This is a genomic window from Spirillospora sp. NPDC047279, assembly GCF_040643285.1.
Taxonomy (GTDB): domain Bacteria; phylum Actinomycetota; class Actinomycetes; order Streptosporangiales; family Streptosporangiaceae; genus Spirillospora.
The window spans coordinates 20,692-39,533 of the sequence record NZ_JBEYUA010000025.1 but is presented as its reverse complement, the minus strand read 5'-3'; the positions used below and the strand labels follow the sequence as shown (position 1 = coordinate 39,533).

Below are 18,842 nucleotides of genomic sequence, written 5' to 3'. Positions count from 1 at the left end.
TGCACCGTTTGCAGGTCGTAATACCGAAAGGCCACGAGAAGGCACGGGAATGGATAGTCTCCCCCCTCGATCGCCACGGTCGAGCGAGGGGGAAACGCCACATGACGGCCGCCAGCCGAGCCCAGTCCATCACGCGTTGGTCAGCGATAGCCTTCATGGCGGCCGCGGTCATCACCGCGACCGCGGGCGGTTTCGCCCAGTCCTATGCGGGGCTTTATCACTGGGCCCTCGAACACGGCCTGCGCGGCTGGAAGGCCGAGTCCTTCCCGCTGCTGGTCGACCTGTTCATCATCGTCGGCGAGCTCGGGCTGTTCCTGCTCGCGGTCGACGCGTTCGTGCTCCAGCGCCGCCGGCTGCTCAGCTGGGTCGACTTCAGCCTGCCGCTGGCGATCGCGCTGGCCGGCTGGACCGCCAGCCTGATCTTCAACGTCGGCCACGTGGGCAACAAGGCCTTCTCCTTCCAGGCCACGGCGGCGGTGCCGCCGATCGTTTCCATGCTGGGCCTGTTCGTCCTGCTTCGAACGCTCCACCGCTACGTCTCCGACGAGCCCGAACCCGAGCCCCGGCGCGACGCCCCCGTCCGCGCCGTGGCGTTGCACCAGGTCACGCTCACCTCGCTGCGCCACACCGGCCCGATGTTGCAGATCCCCGCCCGGACGGAGTCCGTGCTGGAGCCCGGCACCGCCGCCGGAACGGCCACCGCGAGGGATGTGGCGGCGGCCGGGACCGTGCCCGCCGGTGCCGCCGGCAACGCCGCCGACGTGCCCGCCGCCGCGCCCACGCTGGTCGGCGCGGGGGTCCCCCGGACCGCCGCGTTCGTCCCCGACGGCACGGCGGCCGCCAACGGCTCCAACGGGGCCAACGGGGCCAACGGCCACCACCCGGCACCCGAACCCGAGCCGGAGCCCGAGCCCGAGCCGATCCCCGAGATCCCGCCGGTGGACCAGGACAACCTCCGCACCGCCGTGATCGAGACGCTCGAACGGCATCGCGGCAACGTGGCGACCACCCTCGCCGAGGTCACCGCGAAGGGGTACGTCTGCGACGAGGACGAGGTCGAGCGGGTCAGGGCCAACCACTGGTTCCCGTACGCGGTGTTCCGCCTGATGGCGCGGCACCAGGGCGACGGCGACAAGGTCGCCTCGGTGCTCGAGGAACGCGGCGTCCCGTACGACCCGGCGGCGCTCGAAGAGCTCGTCCGTTCCTGGCGGGCCTGACGGCGGGCCTAGGGCTCCGCTCCTTGAACCGCGGGACCGCCTGACTCCGGACTGCCTAGCCCCGGCCCGGCAGGCGGCTGCGGGCCAGGTCGACGAAGTAGCCGAGCTCGGCGATCTTCATCAGCCTGGCCGTCAGCACGTAGATCAGCCCGCCGCCGGCCCCGCCGATGATCAGGGCCAGGAACGCGGAGAGCTGCTCGCCGTGGACCTGGCTGATCGCCAGGACGACGGCCACCGCGAACACCAGCGCGGGCAGCGCCGCCACATGCAGCTTGACCAGGGTGCGCAGGATGCGGCGGCCGTCCATGCCGCCCAGGCGGCGGCGCAGCACCAGCGCCGCGCAGATCCCGCCGACCACGTAGAAGAGCCCGTACGAGAGCGGCAGCCCGATCACCACCTGGCGCGGCGGGACGAACGCCAGCAGCGCGAACGCGGTCACGGTCTGCACGATGCCCGCCGGGATCGCGACCAGCCCCGGGGTCCGGGTGTCGCCGAGCGCGTAGAACACCCGCATCAGCAGCTGGTGGACCGTGAACGGCAGCACCATCGCCGCGAACACCATCAGGATGATCCCGATCCGGCGGGCGCCGTCCGGGGTGGTGCTGCCGTGGGCGAAGAGCGCGACCGCGCCCGGGACGCCGAACGCCAGCATGCCGGCCGACAGCGGGACGAGCAGCGCCGAGGCCAGCCGCAGGCCGCGCGAGAAGTCGGCGCGGACCAGGTCGCGGCGGCCGTCGGCGACATGGTCGCTCATCCGCGGCAGCAGCGCGGTGATCACCGAGACCGCGATGATGGCGTAGGGGAGCTGGAAGACGACCAGCGCGAACTTGTAGACCGCGAGCCCGCTGCCCTCGACCGGATGCCCGGCGGCCTCGGCGGCGCGGTCGCCCGCCCGGGTCGCCACGTTCGCCGTCACCAGGACGCCGGCCTGCGCGATGACCACGTACACCATCATCCAGGCGGCGGTGCCGAGCGCCTCACCGAAGCCCGCGCCGCGCAGGTCGAGGCGGGGCCGCCAGCGGAACCCGGCGGCCCGGAGCGTCCAGGCGAGGACGGCGGCCTGCACGACCGTGCCGAACGCCGAGCCCAGCGCGAGCAGCGCGAGCTGGGAGTCGGTGACGGTCTCGGCGGTCCGGCCGCGCCCGGCGAACCACAGGTAGAGCAGCGCGGCGGCCATCGTGATGAGGTTGTTGGCGACCGGCGCCCACACCGCCGCGCCGAAGCGGTGCCGGACGTTCAGCATCGTGCTGCTGACGCCGCTCACCCCGATGAAGAAGATCTGGATCAGCAGCAGCCGGGTGAGCAGGACCGTCACCTCGCGCTGGCGCCCCTCGTACTCGCCCGCGTACAGCGAGATCAGCCAGTCCGCGGCCGCCACCGCGACCACCGTCAGGACCAGCAGGGCCAGGAAGACGGCGGTGAACAGCCGCTGCTCGGTGGCCGTCCCGCCATCCTCGTCCCGCTTGCGCCGCTTGACCAGGAACGGCACGAAGACGCTGGCCAGCATGCCGCCGAGCAGCAGTTCGTAGACGGTGTAGGGGATCATCTCGGCGGCCTGGTAGGCGTCGCCGAGCAGCGCCGTGCCGAGGGCCGCGCCGATCGTGACCGTGCGCAGGAAGCCGGTGGCCCGCGAGAAGAGGGTGCCGATGGCCATCACCGCGCTGGAGTGCGCGACGCCGGGTGGCGGGCGCTGGGCGGCGGTGCCGATCTCGTCGCCCTCGGATCCGGGCCGGTCGGCGGTGCCGGGGTCGTGGACGTCGGCCGGGTCGTGGACCGTGGTCAGGCCCGGCTCGGGTTCGGTGGGCGGTTCCGCGCGTTCGGCCGCGTCGAGGATCTCCGGCATCCGCTGCCGGTCGCCGTTGCCGCCCCCACCCCGCACAGGCGCCACCCCCATAGCCCGGAATCTGAAGTATGCCGGAATCTTTAGGGTGCGGGCAGCGGGGCGGCCAGGATGCCGAGCAGGATCTCGGTGACGGGGTCCCGCAACGACGGCAGGCTCGCGGCCTCCCCCTCGCTCACGTACAGCAGGATCAGCTCGGCGACCGCGCCCACGGCGGCGGCGTAGACCTGGTCGGGGACGGGCGGCCACTCCGGATGGCTCTCGGCGGCGCGCTCGCGCCAGGCGCGCATCAGGTCGGCGACCATGCGGTAGCCGCGGTTGCGGCCCTTGAGCGCCCTGGGCCCCACCGCCGGGAGCTCGATGAGGATGCAGCGCGCGTACTCCGGCTCCTGGGCGCACAGGGCGAGATAGGCGCCGACGCTGTTGCGCAGGATCTCGCGCGAGGTCGTGGGCCCCGTGGGCTTGGGCCGGGGCGCCGTCATCAGCTCGCGGACGATCGCGTCCTGCGCGGCGGCCATCGCCGACAGGAAGCAGTCCTCCAGGTCGCTGAAGTGGTCGTAGAAGGCCTTGCGCGACACCCGGGCGCGGGCGACGACATGGGCGACGGTCGTGGCGGCGTACCCGTTCTCGGCGACGGCCGAGATCACGGCGCGGAGCAGGCGGCGCCGCTGGGCCGTGCGGACGACGTCGGCGGGCAGGCTGCTGCGCCCGCGCGGCAACCCCGGGCGGCCCGGGTCGTACACCTCGGCGAGCCGCAACCCGGGACTCGCCGAGCCGTCCGGCGACGCGTCCAGGGTCCTCGCCCCCTCACAGTGCGCCGATCACTCCAAGGCCGGAATTGTAGCCATGGCGCCGGGCCGAGAGGGGCACGGTCCGGCACCGGACACGGTCCCGAACGTGAAGTCAGGTGCTAAGACCACCACCGCATTTCCGCCCCGCCGCCGATACCGCGCACGGGGCGGTCGCGGCGACCATGGCCCCGTCCCACCAGTACACCCCCGTACCTATGAAAGGTGGACGGCGGATGAGCCACAGTCCTCACCCCGGCCGCGCGCGGCGGCGGCGCACGCTCGCGACCGCGCTCGGCCTGTGCGTGCTCGCGCTGACCTTCCTGCACGCCCCGGCGGCACGGGCGCTGCCGCCCGGCGACGTGCCCGCCATCGGCGTCGACACCGGACGGTTCAAGCTCCCGATCGGCTGCACCATCACCCTCGGCGGCCTGCCGGTCTTCTACCTGCCCACGGACGTGGACGTGCAGGGCGTCGCGCCGGTCCAGCTCGGCCCCGGCCAGGAGTTCTGGCTGACGCAGGGATCGGGGAGCATCACCTTCCCGTCCTGGCTGACCGCGCTGACCCCGATCCTCGGCATCACCAAGGCGGACGCCAGGATCCCTGACCTGAGCATCGGGGCCAGCACCTCGACGCCGGAGTCCATCAACATCGCCAAGGACAAGCCGTTCGAGATCAAGGACATCGCCATCGAGGCGGGCAAGCCGCTCAAGGTCGGGCTGCCGCTGGAGGGCACGTTCGACGTCGGCCCGTTCACGGCCGCGCGGAGCGGTGCGACCACGCTGAAGTTCGACGGCGCCGTGGCCGAGATCGACCTCAAGTCGGACTGGGGCTTCAGCCTGCCGATCAAGGCCGACTGCAAGGCGTCGCAGGGCAACGCGCTGCTGAAGATCGGGATCGGCGGTCCCGCCGGGCAGCCGCCCGCGAAGATCACCGGAGCGCCGCTGAACTTCGCCGAGCCCGCGTCCAACGAACTGGTCGGCATCATCCACGCGCCCTACTCCTGCACGCTGGGGCCCGACCGGCTCGACGTCGGCATCGCGGTCGGCGCCAACATCCCGCTGACGGTCACGCGCAACGGCTCGTTCTCGTTCAGCAGGGCGTCCGGCGCCCTCACCATCCCGGCGGCGACGGTCGGCAAGCTGATCGCCAAGGGGTACACAACCGCCTCCGGCAAGGTGACCACGCAGAACCTGGTCATCGAGGGCGGTACGCCCGCGACGCAGAACGTGGCGGGTGACGGGATCGACATCCCGCCGACCGCGCTGGTGGCCGGCAAGGACATCGTCATCCCGCTGCCCCAGAACGGCACGCTCACCGCCGGCCCGTTCAAGCCCACCGCCGACGCCACGACGGTCGCGGTGTCCCTGGGCGACGCGGCGGCCGACTTCACCTTCAACGGCTCGACCGGCGCCAAGGCCACCTGCGGCACACCGTCGCCGAAGGTCTACCTGGTCGAGAACCCGGTGACCTGATCACGATGACCCGGTCGACGAGAACGACCCCGAGCGCCCTCGCCGCGATGACGGCCGCACTGCTGACCGCGGCGGTGGCCATCGCGGCGGGGGCCGCCCCGGCGCCCGCCGGGGCCGAGGTGACGCGCTCCACGGAACTGGTGGACACGGAACGGGTGGAGACGCCGGTCGCCACCACATCACCGATCACCGAGGTCACCGAGTCGGTGGTCCGGGTGAAGGTCCCCCTGCCCGCCTCGGCGGGCCCCCGCCCCGAGGCCTGTGACTGGCTCTCGTACCTGCGGTTCCGGCACGAGGACGGGCCGGCCGCGTCCGCCCGGGCCGACCGGATCCTGGTCGCGCAGCCCGGCGTGCTGGAGGGCGCCGGGGCGTTCGACGGCGTCGCCCGCAACACCGTCGCGGCCGCCGCGCGGAGCGGGAGGCACATCGAGTTCTGGGCGCTGGACCGGCGGTCCAACTGCCTGGAGGACAACGCCGGCGTCCTGGCCGGGCTGGCCGCGGGCGACACCCACCTCGCGGTCGACTACTACTACCGGAGGAAGGAGGTGGACGGCCGCGCGTTCGCCGGCTACCAGACCAACGACCAGGTGAAGTGGCTGCAGAACGTCGGCCTCGCCCAGACCGTCCGCGACCAGTACGACCTGATGGCGGCCGAGCTCCCCGACCAGGCGGCGCGCAAGAGCACGATGATGTGCGGCGGGCACTCGCTCGGCGGCATCATCACCGGCTTCTTCGCCAAGTGGGACTTCGACGGCGACCGGACCACCACCGCGGACGCCGGGTACAACCAGTGCGCCGGCTACTTCGCGCTCGACACCCGGATCCAGGCGGGCATCCCCGGCCTGGAGGGCCAGGTGCCGACCGACCTCGTCCCGATCATCGCGTTCGGCGCCGACGCGGTGAAGGCCGGGCTGGAGTACGGCGTCGTGCCGCGGACGTTGTCGGCCCCCGCCGTCATCAACACCGAGACCATGAACCTGCTGGCCATCGCGGGACTTGCGGCCCGGCTCGACCCCGGCGGGCGGTCGGACCTGTCGACGTACATCCCGTCGGGCTTCAACACCGACACCACCTACCGGCTGCTGTTCTCCAAGGACCTGGCCACCTTCGCGGCGGGCACGCCCACGGTGAAGGACTTCGGGTTCACCAACGCGGCGGCGCTGGGCGGGCTGATGGACGACGACTCCGAGCCGCTGGCGTTCATGCAGGCCAGCGTGGGCTTCTTCGACGGAGGACGGATCGTCGACAAGGACTTCCCCGTCCCCAACGACCTGGCCAGGGCCGGGATGCCGTTCCTGCGCAACCTGCTCGGCACCGAGGCCAAGGCGATCCCGGACGAGCCGAACGGGCCGCTGTACTCGTGGCGCGACTACGACGACGTCGCCGGCCTCACCTACAAGTCCAGGGACGGCGCCCTCTTCACGACCCCGGAGACCGAGGTCACCGCCATCGGGCAGCTGGCCCGCAGCCTGTCCGAGCACCCGCTGGACTTCACCGAGGACTACTTCCCCACCAAGCTCGTCACCGACATCGGGCTGTCGGCCTCGCCCGGCATCGCCGATCCGGCGGTCCACGACGGCGGCATCGCCGCCAACCCGACCATCGACCTTCAGGCCGGCGACGGGGTCGGCTTCACCTCACCGCGGCCCGGCGACGTCGTCGCCCCCGGCTACCAGCACCTGGACGTGCTGACCGCCGCCACGCGGCAGAACGGAGGGAGGTCCGAGCTCATCTCGGTCAGCCTGGCGCGCTTCGCCACCGGCGCCGGCTGACGCCCCCGGCCGCCCACTCGTCCGCGCCGCGCCCTGCGGGCGAGTGGGCTCAGCGGTGCCCGTGCCCGTGCCCGTGCCCGTGCCTGTGCCAGAGCCCGGGCTCAGCCGGGCTGGCCGAGGTAGACGGTGACGGTGTGGGTGTAGAAGTCGCGTGCCGCGCGGCCCTGCTCCTTGGGCCCGTACCCGCTTCCCTTGACCCCGCCGAACGGCACCCACGGGAACGTCCCGGCGGACTCGGAGTTGATGTGCAGGACGCCGACGTCCAGGTCGTCCACCGCCTTCAGCGCGGCCCCGAGGTCGCGGGTGAAGATGGCGGCCGACAGGCCGTGGTCGCTCAGGTTGGCCAGGCCGAACGCCTCGGCCGCGTCGCCCGCCCGCACGGCGCCGACGACCGGGCCGAACAGCTCGCGGCGCCAGAAGCCCAGGCCGGTGCCGGGGAGGTCGAGCAGGGTCGGCGGGCTGAACCAGCCGGCCGCGCGCTCGGCGTCGGCGTACGGCTCGGCCCCGGCCAGCGGGCGGGCGCCGTCCGCGATCGCCTCCTTCACCCCGGCGGCCACCCGGTCGCGGGCGGCGCCGCTGATGAGCGGGCCCATCTGGACGCCCTCGCCGAGGGGGTCGCCGACGTTCAGCGCCGCGGCGCGCTCGGCCACGCGGGCCAGCAGGTCGTCGGCGACCGCGTCCTGGACGATCAGCCGCGAGGTGGCGGTGCACTTCTGCCCGGTGGAGTTGTAGGCCCCGGCGACGACCTGCGCGGCGGCGTGGTCGAGGTCCGCGTCGGCCAGCACGATCGAGGCGTTCTTGCCGCCCATCTCGGTCTGCACCGGCTTGGCCAGCTCGCCGCAGCGGGCGATGACGGCGCGCCCGACCGCGGTGGAGCCGGTGAACGAGACGGCGTCGACGCCCGGGTGGTCGACGATGGCCGAGCCGGTGTCGCCCTCCCCGTACACCAGGTTGAGGACGCCGTCGGGCAGCCCCGCGTCCGTGAGGGCGCCGGCCAGGCGCCGGGCCAGCAGCGGGACGAGCGAGGACGGCTTCCACACGACGGTGTTGCCGTACGTCAGCGCGGGGGCGATCTTCCACGCCGGGATCGCGATCGGGAAGTTGAACGGGGTGATGATCCCGGCCACGCCGATCGGCTTGCGGACGACGAGGATGTTCTCCCCCGCCCGGGGCGAGGGGAAGATCTCGCCGCTGTCGCGGTCGGCCTCGGAGGCGTAGTAGCGCATGATGCGCGCCGCGCCGCGGACCTCGGCGACGCCTTCGGCGAGGGTCTTGCCCTCCTCGCGGCTCAGCTCGCGGCCCCACTCCTCGGCGTTGGCGTCCACGATGCGGGCTGCCTCGGTGAGGACGGCCGCGCGGGCGTGGTGGGGCGTCGCGGCCCAGCCGGGCGCGGCGGCGGCCGCGGCGGTGATCGCCGCCTCCACCTCGTCCGGGGCGGCGTGCCGGCCGCGCGCCACGATCTCGTCGGGCCGGGCCGGGTTGGCGTCGGCGAACTCGGCGCCCGATCCCTCGATCCAGCGGCCGCCGACCAGGTTGAGCAGGTCCACGTTCTCTCTTTCCATCAGGGGCATTGCGTCAGGGGCATTGCGTCAGGGGCATTGCGTCAGGGGGCTTCCGTCAGAAGGTCTGCCAGGCGCCGGAGGTGACGCCGCACGGTCCGCCCCGGTGGACCTCCAGCCGGCCGGCGGGCACGTCCAGGCTGATGGTGGCCAGCGTGTCCCAGCGCTGGTCCGGCGGGTCGGCGGGGCTGGAGTGGGCGCACACCGGCGCGCCGTCCGGCGCGTGGGCGATCATCGCCTTCGCCCGTCCCGTCGGGTCGGCGTCCCGCAGTTCCCGCGCGCGGTCCTCCAGGTGGGCGTACCGGGCGTACGTGCCGGGACGGTCGGTGCCGAGCCGTTCGCCCCGCGCCAGCGACGGGTCGATGAAGTGGTTGGTGTGCAGCAGCAGCCCGTCCGGGCCGGGCGCGACGACGCCGAGCCCGGCGGGCGACACCTCCAGGCTGCGGGCGTCGGCGCGTTCCCCGTCGTAGGTCACCACGGTGATGACGCTGGACGCGGAGGTGGGGGCGCCGCGGACGATCGCGACGGCCGAGTCGAGGTCGTGCGCCTCGTCCAGGATCCGCCGCGCCACCAGGTGCACGGGGACGCCGATGCCGCCGCCGTCCGCGGTGTGCTTGAGGATGTTGAAGTGCGCGCCGAGCCCCGCGCCGGTCACGCCGATCTTGGCCAGCACGCCGAACTCGGTGAAGGTCCGCACGCGGTGGCCGGGGCGGGGCTCGTACTCCCACAGGACGCCCACCTCGCGCATGCCCTCCAGCCAGTCCCAGGTCTGGAGGGTGCGGGGCGGCCCGCCGGCCGGTAGGACGACGGACGTCGAGCACTCGCCCTCGCCGTCGTCGCGCAGTTCCGCCAGGATCTCGGTGCGCGCGTTGAGGGCGGCGACCTGCCAGGTCTCCAGCCCGGCACCGGTGGCCAGCCCGGCCATCTCCGCGGCCAGGTCCGGGGCCCATTCCGCCGTACGGGCCAGGGCGAGCTCGGCCCAGCCCTGAACCTGCGGGCCGGTGGCGCCCAGGGTCGCGAACAGCTCGGCGTAACCGTCGAAGGCCGCTCGCGTCTCGGCGCTCCAGCGCGCGCCGAACTCCTCGCCGCGCGCCGCCGGCGCCGTCCGGGTCGAGACGTGGGTGGGGAAGGGGGTCATGCTCGTTCACCCTCTTGCGGGTCGCCGATCCTGCACATCAGCTCGGCCAGTTCGGGGTTGGCGTCCGGTCCCTCGGAGAAGGCGGCGTGGATGCGGTCCCAGGGCGAGATCCGGTCCTGGCTGAGCTTGAAGATGCTCCGCTGCTCGCGCACGTGGAACCGGAACGCCACAACGCCCCCGGCGATCGAGCGGAACACCTCGCGCGAACGCTCGCTCGGCGTCCAGCCCGGCGACCGGGGCGTCTCCATGAACGCGACGGTGCGTTCGACGACGTCGAGGAGGCCCTCCTCGCCGGTGATCAGCTCAATCGTCCCGTTGAGGTGGACGGCCGCGTAGTCCCAGGTCGGCACGGAGGGATCGGCGCCGTGCATGGACGGCGAGACGTACCCGTGCGGCCCGGAGAAGATCAGCAGCGCCTCGGGCGAGGACTCCATCTCGCGCCAGTGCGGGTTGACCCGCGCCAGGTGCCCGAGCAGCGTCGTCCCCTCGAACGTGTCGCCGACCCGGGCCGGGTCCTCGACGATGACGGGGGCGTGGGTGGCGACCGGGACGCCGCCCGGAGCGCTGACCACGAGCGCGAACGGGTGGTCGCGCACGAGGTCGATCGCGTGCCGGGGGTCGTCCGCGGTGAACCGGGGGAAGGCGTACATCAGCCGGCCGCCGTCACAACGCCGCGCTGAGGACGGCGTCCCAGGCGACCTCGGAGGCCAGCGCCCCCAGGCCGGTGGACTTGACGCCGGTCAGCTCGACCTCGTCGGTGGTCAGCGCGAACAGCACGTCGCCGTCGGTGGCGGTGTGGAACGGCTGGATGCCGCGGTGCATCGAGCTGTGCACCTGGCGCGCGAACTGCTGGAGCTCGCGGTCGGGCAGCCGCACGTTGGTGACCAGCACGGTCAGCGTGGTGTTGCCCATGACGGCCGTGCCGGGCTCCGCGTCCTCGATCATCTGCTCGTAGTCGGTGAACGGGTGGCGGCGTTCGCCGGACGCCGCGTCGCGGTTGCCGCGCACCACGGTGCCGTCGCGGTCGACGATCACCCCGACCGAGTTGACCACCGTGGCGATGAGCACCTTGGCCGCGCCGAACTCGCCGTACGCGGCGCCCTGGCCGGCCAGCTCGGCGCGCCCGAAGTCGGCCTTGCCCGCGCTCGCCGCGGCGCCCGCGCCGCAGCGCCCGACCGGGAAACGGCCCTCCTCGGCGCGGCGCAGCGCCTCGGCGCCGAGCGCCGCGTCCGGGTGGATCGCGTTGTCGCGCACGGAGAAGTCGTAGATCACCGCGCCGGACACGGTCTGGAGGTCGTCCCAGTGGGTGCGGTTGCGGCGGCGCGCCAGCAGTTCCTGGCTCACCCCGGCCGCGGCGGCGAGCCCGTACACCGAGCCGCCCGCCAGGCAGATCGCGTGGTTGAACGGGTAGCCGCCGCTCATGCCGACCGCCCCGCCGCGCGCGTCCACCGCGGTGCGGGCCCCCGCCGGCACGTGCACGACGGTGCAGCCGGTCGGGCCCTCGGCGTACTCGGCGGTGCCGACGAGCACGCCCGGCAGGTCGAACGGCACCGCCGCGCGGCCCGGGCTGGCCTGCGGCTTCAGCTCGGTCCCGGCGTTGCTCGCCACGTCCGCCGCGTACGCGGACACGATCGCCTGGCGAGGCTCGTACAGGGTGGTCACAGTGCCTCCAGTAGCTGCTGCGAATAGGGGTGGGACGGGCCTCGGTAGAAGACGCCGGTCTCGGCCGTCTCCACCACCTGCCCGGCGCGCATGACCGCGATGCGGTCGGCGACGTAGCGGACGGCACCGAGGTCGTGCGAGATGAACAGGGCCCCGAAGCCGAACTCGGCCTGCAGGTCCTTGATCAGGTTGAGGATCTGCACCTGGACCGAGACGTCCAGGGCGCTGACGGCCTCGTCGAAGACCAGGAAGCCCGGGCGGGTGACCAGGGCGCGGGCGATGGAGACGCGCTGCCGCTGGCCGCCCGAGAGCTCGTGCGGGTAGCGGTCGGCGAACGACCGTTCCAGCCCGACCTGCTCCAGCATGTCGGCGGCGCGGCCGGCGGCCTCGGCCCTGCCCGGCCCGCCGAGCACGACCAGCGGCTCGGCGACGCTCTGCCCGACGCGCATCCGCGGGTTCAGCGACCACTGCGGGTGCTGGAGGACGGCCTGCATGCGCCCGGCGAGCGCGCGCCGCCGTCTGGGGAACGGCGCGCCGTCGAAGCGGACCGTCCCGGACGTCGGGCGCTGGAGGCCGAGGACGACCCGGCTCGTGGTGGTCTTGCCGGAGCCCGACTCCCCCACCACGCCCAGCGTCTCCCCCGCCTCGACGTGCAGCGAGACGTCCTTCATCGCCTCCAGGACGCGGCGCCGCAGCGGCGGGCCCGAGGTGAAGACCACGGTGACCTTGTCGAGTTCGAGGATCATCGTTTCACCGCCGGGACGATCTCCACGGCCGCGCCGGTCTCCTCGGCGCGGTGGCACAGGACGTCCCGGCCCTCGATCCGGACCGGGACGGGGCGTTCCCCGGCGCAGCGGTCGTCGGCCATCGGGCAGCGCGGCGCGAACGCGCAGCCGGCGGGCTCCCCGACCAGCACCGGCGGGCGGCCCGGCACCGGCTCCAGGCGTTCGCCGCGCTCGGCCTTGCCCGGCGCCGACCGAGCCAGGGCCGCGGTGTACGGGTGGGACGGGCGGGCCAGGACCTCGGCGGCGGGGCCGTCCTCGACGACGCGGCCGCCGTACATGACCGCGACCCGGTCGCAGCGGCGGGCCACCGCAGGCAGGTCGTGGCTGAGCCACAGGATGCCGGTGCCCGCCTCCGCCGCCAGCCCGAACACCACGTCCAGGACGTCCTCGCGGACCTGGGAGTCCAGCGCGGCGGTGGGCTCGTCGGCGACCAGGAGGCGCGGCCGGGCCGCCATCGCCATCGCGATCGCCACCCGCTGCGCCATGCCGCCGGAGAGCTCGTGCGGGTACGCCCGCGCGATCCGGCGCACGTCGTCCAGCCGCACCCGCTCGAGGTGGGCGGCGATGTCGCCGCCCTTCGTCCGTCCCGCGACGGCCCTCCTGAGCTGCGCCCCGACGCGCATGGTGGGGTCGAGGTGCGAGATCGGGTCCTGGAAGACGAACCCGAGCCGTTCGCGGCGGACGCGGCGGATCTCCCTGGAGCCCATCTCCAGCAGGGACTCGCCCGCGACGGAGACCGAGCCCGCCCGGACCCGCGCGGCGCGCGACAGCAGCCGCCCTGCGGCCGCGCCCAGGGTGGACTTGCCCGACCCGCTCTCCCCGACCAGGCCGACGGTCTCGCCCTCGGCCACGGTCAGGTCGGCGCCGTCGAGGGCGCGCACCGCGCCGCCCGCGCCGGGGTACTCCACGACCAGGCCTCTCACGTCCAGCAGCGCGCTCATGCCGGCGACCTCCGCTCCGGCCTCAGGCCGGTGACCGGTGACCTCATACCAGTGACCTCGTCTCTCTCGGCTCCAGCCGGTCGCGCAGCCCGTCCCCGAACACGTTGATCGACAGGATCGCCACGACCAGCACCGCGCCCGGCCCCGACACCAGCCAGGGCGCGGCCACCAGGTACCCGGTGCCCTCGGCGATCAGCGAGCCGAGCGAGGCCTGCGGCGGCTGCACGCCCAGCCCCAGGAAGCTCAGCCCGCCCTCGACCGTGATCCCCACCGACAGGGCGTACGTACCCTGGACGGCCACGGTGCCCGCCACGTTCGGCAGGACGTGCCGCCCCAGCACGCGCGGCAGCCGGGCCCCGCTGATCACCGCCGAGGTCACGTAGTCGCGCCCGGCGACGCCCGCCGCCGCGCCCCGGACCAGCCGGGTCATCAGCGGGATCGTGACCAGCACGATCGCGGCGAGCGCGGCGGGCCGGCCGGGCCCCATGACCGCGGCCACCAGGATGGCCAGGATGATCGCCGGGAACGCGTACAGCACCTCCACCAGCCGCATCACCAGGCCGTTGACGGCGCCGCCGCGGTACCCGGCCAGGACGCCGAAGCCGGTGCTGACGGCCGCGGTCACCGCGACCGCCGCCGACGAGAGCAGCAGCGTGGTGCCGATGCCCTCCAGCACGCGCGGCAACATCGCGCGGCCGAGGTTGTCGGTGCCCATCCAGAACTCGGGGCCCGGCGGCTGGAGCCGGGGGCCGGCGATCTCGTCCGGGTCGCCGGCGAGGCCGGTCAGCGGGACCAGCGCGAGCAGCACCAGGACCAGCAGGCAGGCCAGGCCGGCCCGTGACAGCCGGTCGAGGCCGCGGATCGCCTTCCTCATCTCACTTCCCTCCCGCCTCGGTGCCCAGGCGCGGGTCGATCAGCCCGACGGCCAGGTCGACCAGCATGTTCATGACGATGAAGACGGCGGCGGCCAGCAGCACGCCCGCCTGCACGACCGCGTAGTCGCGGCGGGTGATCGCCTGGACGATGAACGACCCGATCCCCGGCAGGTTGAACGCGTACTCCACGATCAGCGCGCCGCCCAGCAGGTAGGCGGCGATGGTCGCGGTGAGCGTGACGACCGGCGCGGCGGCGTTGCGCAGGACGTGGTGCAGCACGATCGACGACGGCCGTTCGCCGCGCGCGACCGCGGCGGTCACGTACGGCTCGACCAGCACGTTCAGCACCGCGTCCCGGGTCGTGCGGGCGGTCGCCGACAGCGCGAAGATCGACAGCACCAGTGCCGGCAGGATCATGGAGCGCAGGTTGCCGGCCGGGTCCTCGCCGAACGGGACGTGCCCGCCCGCCCGCAGCCCGAGCGCGTACCGCGAGAACAGGAAGACCGTCAGCGCCGCGAGCACGAACTCCGGCACGCTGACCCCGAGACCGCTGAGCAGCCGGCCCGCCGCGCCGCCGCCACCCGGGCGCGCCCGGACGGCGGTCAGCACGCCCAGCGGAACGCCCGCCAGCAACGCCACCGCGATGGCGATCAGGGTCAGCTCGGCCGTCACCGGGAGCCGCGCGCCCAGCTCGTCGGCGACCGGCGTCCGGCTGATCATCGAGGTGCCGAAGTCGCCGGTGACGACCGCGCTCAGCCAGTGCCAGTACTGCGCCGGTATCGGCTGGTCCAGCCCGTACTGCTCGGCCAGCGCCGCCTTCTGGTCGGCGGTGGCGAACGGGCCCAGGACGGTCTCGGCGAACCCGCCGGGCATCATCCGGACCGCGGCGAAGATCAGGATCGACACGCCGAGCAGGGTGGCGGCCGAGACCAGGGCCCGGCCGCCCCACCACAGCAGCAGCCGCATGGATCAGCCGACCTTCTTCGCGCGGAAGTCGGTGACCAGGCGCAACAGGTTGCCGTAGCCCTCGGTCGCGTACAGGCCGGGGCTGACCGCGTCGGACCGGAAGCCCAGCGTCGCCGGGCGGGTCACCAGCGGGATCATCTGCGCGTCCTCGTCGACCTTCGTGCAGACCGCCGACAGCGCCTGCTTGCGCTCGGCTCCGGCGGTGGCCTTGCCCGCCGCCGCGATGAGCGTGTTGAGCTCCGCGTCCGGCTTCATGAAGGCGGTGTTGAAGATCGCCTGCTCGGGGTTCCACCAGCGCATCGCCATCGCCGGGTCGGAGTAGCCGGCGAACCACGACAGGCCCGCGTCGAACGTCGGCTTGGCGGCGTAGACCTTGCCGGCCCAGCTCGCCTCGTCCATCTGCTCGATGTTGACCGTGACGCCGATCCGCTTGAGGTTCTGCTGGATCACCTGCGCCACGGCCGGGGCCGGGCGGGTGGAGTAGATGCTCAGGGTGAACGACAGGTTCTGCGCGCCCGCCTGCTGGAGCAGGCCGCGGGCCTTGTCCAGGTCACCCGAGGCCGACGGCAGCGTCTTCGGGTCGCAGGTGTCGGGCAGGCCCGCCGGGGTGACGGCGGTCGGCTTGCCGAGCCCGCCGGTCGCCACCTGGGCGATCTGCTCGCGGTCCATCGCCAGGTTGAGCGCGGTCCGCACGCGCGGGTCGGCGAGCTTGGAGCCGGGCTTCCTGGTGTTGGTGAACAGGTAGTAGAAGTCGGTGGTGGCCTGGTCTGCGACCTGCACGCCGGTGGCGCCGCGGAGCGTGGTGCGGGAGTCGACGTTGCCGAGCACCGCCATCGACGCCTGGCCGTTCTGCAGGGCGGCGACCCGCGCGGCCTCGTCGGCCGCGATGCCGATCTCCAGCCCCTCCAGCGCGGGCTTGCCCTGCGACCAGTACTTGGCGTTGCGCTTGAAGCTCCACGACACGTCCTGCCGGTGCGACACGACGGTGAACGGGCCGGTGCCGACCATCTCGTCCTTGGGCTTGACCGAGCCGTCCTCGATCTCCTTCATCGGCAGGACGGCCGCCGGGACGTTGGCCAGCGCCGCCAGGAAGGGCGTGTACGGCTCGCTCAGCTTGACCGTGACCGTGCCGTCGCCGGTCTTGCTCACCGACGTGATCGGCCCGAGCTGGCCCGACCACACCGACTTGGCCTTGCGCAGCCGCTCCAGGCTGCCGACGACGTCGTCGGCGGTCATCGCGCGGCCGTTCGAGAAGGTGACGCCCTTGCGCAGGTGGAAGACGTACGTCGTGGGGTCGGGGGTCTCCCAGCGTTCGGCCAGCAGCGGCTGGATCGAGAAGTCGGGGCCGACCGTCACCAGCGTCTCGTAGACCAGGGACATCAGCTGCCAGGACGTCGCGACGTCGGCCATCTGCGGGTCCAGCCCGGTCGCCGCGCCGGTGTCGACGTGCGTCTGCAGCTTCAGGACGCCGCCGGCGGGAAGCGAGGTGTCGGCGACGGCCGCGTAGCCGTTCTTGGCGCCGGTGTTCCCGGCCGAGGTCGTCTCGCCGGCCGTACAGGCCGCGGTGAGCATCAGGGCCGCGGCGGCGGTGGCGGCCAGTTTCACGTGGCGCATGAGCACCATCTCCAGAGAATTCGTGCGAGTGGGATCAGTGGCAGGCGGGGGGCAGGGCGGTGCGGGATGGGGCAGGGCGGTGCGGGATGGGGCAGGGCGGTGCGGGATGGGGCAGGGCGGTGCGGGATGGGGCACGGCGGAAGGTGGCGGGATCAGTGGCAGTGGCACGCCTCGCCGCCGCCGCAGCAGGCGGAGGTGCTCGGCGGGACGTCCAGCGTGGGGTTGCGGTCGAAGAAGCCGGCCGGCTTCAGCGTGAACCCGCAGGTGTCGACCGGCATGATCGGCCAGTCCTCCACGCGCGGGAAGTGGGTGAGGCCGAAGGTGTGCCACAGGACGATGTCCTGGCCGTCGATGTCGCGGCCGGCGGCCGCGTACGCCGGCAGGCCCGCCCCGCCCGGATGCTGGTTGGGCAGGTCACCGGCCGGATATCGCTCGGCGTGGTCGTGCCGGGTCACCCACAGGTGGTGGGCGGCGAAACCGGCGCGGGACGCGATCGGCGAGCCGGGGTCGGCCATGAGGGCCGGGCCCGCCTCCGGGTAGAGCGCGTACCCGACCGGCTCCCCCAGCCTGTTGGGCACGGACGGGTTGACGACGTGCCAGACCCGGTTGCGGGCGGGGTCGGCGTCCCGCCGCGCCTCGTGCTCGGTGCGCAGCCGGGTCGCGGCGCGGCCGAACGCGTTGCCGTACGGGTTGCCCTCCCCCATCGGAACGGGGACGGCGTCCACCTCTTCGACGGCGTTCTCCAGGCCGTCCACCATCATGTCCAGCCGCGCGCCGAACAGGTGCTGATGGTACGGCGCGGCGAGGCCCGGCGCGACCTGGGACGCGTACGGCGCCACCCGCTCGTCGTAGGCGCCGGTGAAGACGATGCCGGTGGCCTTGACCTCCAGCTCGATCGTGCCGTCCAGGTAGAGGTACCAGTAGAAACCGTAGTCGTAGTTGCCGACGGTGACGAAGAAGGAGATGACCAGGCGCCGCTGCCGGCGGGTCTCGCGCGAGCCGTTGGCGGGGTCGGTGTGCTTCCACAGCACGCCGTAGTCCTCCTCGTGCATGCAGATCGCGTTGGGCAGCACCACCGGGCTGCCGTCGTCCCCGGCCACCGTGACGTCGAAGTAGGTGATGTCGCCCAGGCAGTCGCAGCCCAGCTCCAGCGCGTTGGCCAGCCGCCCGAGCTGGTATTCGCCGGTGTCGAAGTAGGTCTGCCAGAACCGGATCGGGCCCGGGTCGGCGTAGGGGACGATCATCTCGGCGACCGAGGCGCGGTAGACCACCGGCCGCGTGCGGCCCTGGTCGTCGAAGCCGATCTGGTGCAGGACCAGGCCCTCGCGCATGTCGTAGCCGAGGCGCAGGCTCCACTTCTCCCAGGTGACGAGCGGTCCGTCGATCTGGAAGCTCGGCCCCTCGGGCTGGGTGATCTCGATCGGCCGCTGCGTGGTGCGCGGGGGCCCGGCCACCTCGGGGAGGTGGTAGTCGCCCGACTCCGCCGGCACCGGCTGCGGCCCGGTGTCGATGATCTCCAGGACCTCCGCGGCGATGAGGTCGACGAACGCGACCAGCCCGTCGATGGGGTACGCCCACGGCAGGCTCTCGGGCGTGGGCTGCCGGTGCGCCAGCACGCGGGCCAGCCGGCGGCCCGGCTCGTCCGGGAGGCCGAAGTTCCCGGCCGACAGGGCGGCGAGGTAGACGGTGTCGTGGTCGGTGATGCCGCGCGCGGCGAGCGCCTTGGCCCAGCCCTCGTCCTCGCGCAGGACGCGCCGCACCAGCGCGTGGTCGCCCGTGAGCATGGGGACCTGCCCGCCGGTGACCGGGTCGATCGGCCGGCGCTCGTCCACCCGGCGCTCGCCGATGGAGACGATCACGTCCTCGGCGGCGCCCGTTCCGGCGTCGATCAGCAGGGCGCGCGCCCGGCGCGGCGCCTCGTCCCCGTTCAGGACGGCCTGCTTGGGCGGTTCCTCCAGCCCCAGGTAGGCGACCCTGGTGCCGTCGGTGGCCACGCCCTCGGCCTCCAGGATCTCCCGGACGTCGCCGAACTCCTGCGGGCTCAGCGGGTCCAGGGGGTGGGGGCGTTCGCCCGTGCCGAGCATCCGCCCGGCCGAACCGTGGGCCGCCATCGTTCTCCCTCCGATCATGCCGGAACGTTCCGGCAGTGGAGAGCACGGTAGGCGATGCCGGAACGTTCCGGCAAGACCCTTCCGCAGGTGTAACCGGGG

15 protein-coding genes are annotated in these 18,842 nt (G+C 73.4%); 3 read left to right on the top strand and 12 right to left on the bottom strand.

What is annotated here, in order from left to right; genetic code table 11:
• Positions 1-155 precede the first annotated feature (155 nt).
• Positions 156-1,217, top strand: coding sequence for a hypothetical protein (locus tag ABZ810_RS42395; RefSeq protein ID WP_358412881.1), 1,062 nt, complete (start codon positions 156-158; stop codon positions 1,215-1,217).
• A 55-nt stretch (positions 1,218-1,272) separates the two neighbouring features.
• Here ABZ810_RS42395 and murJ read toward each other — a convergent pair whose 3' ends face one another.
• Together murJ and ABZ810_RS42385 are read right to left on the bottom strand one after the other, a co-directional pair.
• Positions 1,273-3,111: a murein biosynthesis integral membrane protein MurJ gene (gene murJ / locus ABZ810_RS42390; protein WP_358412879.1), complete on the bottom strand. Its 1,839-nt coding sequence runs from the start codon at positions 3,109-3,111 to the stop codon at positions 1,273-1,275.
• Positions 3,112-3,140: 29 nt separating this feature from the next.
• A complete protein-coding gene (locus ABZ810_RS42385; RefSeq protein WP_358412877.1) occupies positions 3,141-3,815 on the bottom strand; it encodes a TetR/AcrR family transcriptional regulator in 675 nt (224 codons plus the stop codon).
• A gap of 266 nt (positions 3,816-4,081) precedes the next feature.
• Here ABZ810_RS42385 and ABZ810_RS42380 point away from each other — a divergent pair, with 266 nt between their 5' ends.
• Both ABZ810_RS42380 and ABZ810_RS42375 read left to right on the top strand, forming a co-directional pair.
• Positions 4,082-5,320 carry a hypothetical protein gene (locus tag ABZ810_RS42380; protein ID WP_358412875.1) on the top strand — a complete coding sequence of 413 codons (1,239 nt, stop codon included), beginning with the start codon at positions 4,082-4,084 and terminating at the stop codon, positions 5,318-5,320.
• A 5-nt stretch (positions 5,321-5,325) separates the two neighbouring features.
• Positions 5,326-7,092, top strand: a complete 1,767-nt coding sequence (locus ABZ810_RS42375) for a hypothetical protein (RefSeq protein ID WP_358412873.1) — start codon at positions 5,326-5,328, stop codon at positions 7,090-7,092.
• A 101-nt stretch (positions 7,093-7,193) separates the two neighbouring features.
• Here the strand turns inward: ABZ810_RS42375 and ABZ810_RS42370 are convergent, their stop codons facing one another.
• The 10 genes from ABZ810_RS42370 to ABZ810_RS42325 form a co-directional block, all read right to left on the bottom strand.
• Positions 7,194-8,654: an aldehyde dehydrogenase family protein gene (locus ABZ810_RS42370; protein ID WP_358412871.1), complete on the bottom strand. Its 1,461-nt coding sequence runs from the start codon at positions 8,652-8,654 to the stop codon at positions 7,194-7,196.
• A 55-nt stretch (positions 8,655-8,709) separates the two neighbouring features.
• A complete protein-coding gene (locus tag ABZ810_RS42365; protein WP_358412869.1) occupies positions 8,710-9,789 on the bottom strand; it encodes a C45 family peptidase in 1,080 nt (359 codons plus the stop codon).
• On the bottom strand, positions 9,786-10,439 hold the full coding sequence (locus ABZ810_RS42360; RefSeq protein WP_358412868.1) for an FMN-binding negative transcriptional regulator: 654 nt from the start codon (positions 10,437-10,439) through the stop codon (positions 9,786-9,788). Before ABZ810_RS42360 ends, ABZ810_RS42365 begins: the two co-directional genes overlap by 4 nt.
• A 13-nt stretch (positions 10,440-10,452) precedes the next feature.
• Entirely contained in the window at positions 10,453-11,451 is a 999-nt protein-coding gene (locus ABZ810_RS42355) for a P1 family peptidase (RefSeq protein ID WP_358412866.1), read from the bottom strand.
• Entirely contained in the window at positions 11,448-12,197 is a 750-nt protein-coding gene (locus ABZ810_RS42350; protein ID WP_358412864.1) for an ABC transporter ATP-binding protein, read from the bottom strand. Before ABZ810_RS42350 ends, ABZ810_RS42355 begins: the two co-directional genes overlap by 4 nt.
• The gene (locus tag ABZ810_RS42345; RefSeq protein WP_358412862.1) at positions 12,194-13,177 is read right to left on the bottom strand and encodes an ABC transporter ATP-binding protein; all 984 of its coding nucleotides are present in this window, start codon (positions 13,175-13,177) and stop codon (positions 12,194-12,196) included. The genes ABZ810_RS42350 and ABZ810_RS42345 overlap by 4 nt, the downstream gene beginning before the upstream one ends.
• Positions 13,178-13,220: 43 nt before the next feature.
• Entirely contained in the window at positions 13,221-14,051 is an 831-nt protein-coding gene (locus tag ABZ810_RS42340; RefSeq protein WP_358412860.1) for an ABC transporter permease, read from the bottom strand.
• 1 nt (position 14,052) lies between these two features.
• The gene (locus ABZ810_RS42335) at positions 14,053-15,018 is read right to left on the bottom strand and encodes an ABC transporter permease (protein ID WP_358412858.1); all 966 of its coding nucleotides are present in this window, start codon (positions 15,016-15,018) and stop codon (positions 14,053-14,055) included.
• A 3-nt stretch (positions 15,019-15,021) separates the two neighbouring features.
• Positions 15,022-16,632 carry an ABC transporter substrate-binding protein gene (locus tag ABZ810_RS42330; RefSeq protein ID WP_358412857.1) on the bottom strand — a complete coding sequence of 537 codons (1,611 nt, stop codon included), beginning with the start codon at positions 16,630-16,632 and terminating at the stop codon, positions 15,022-15,024.
• Between the two features lie 152 nt (positions 16,633-16,784).
• Positions 16,785-18,761, bottom strand: coding sequence for a primary-amine oxidase (locus ABZ810_RS42325; protein ID WP_358412855.1), 1,977 nt, complete (start codon positions 18,759-18,761; stop codon positions 16,785-16,787).
• Positions 18,762-18,842: the final 81 nt, after the last annotated feature.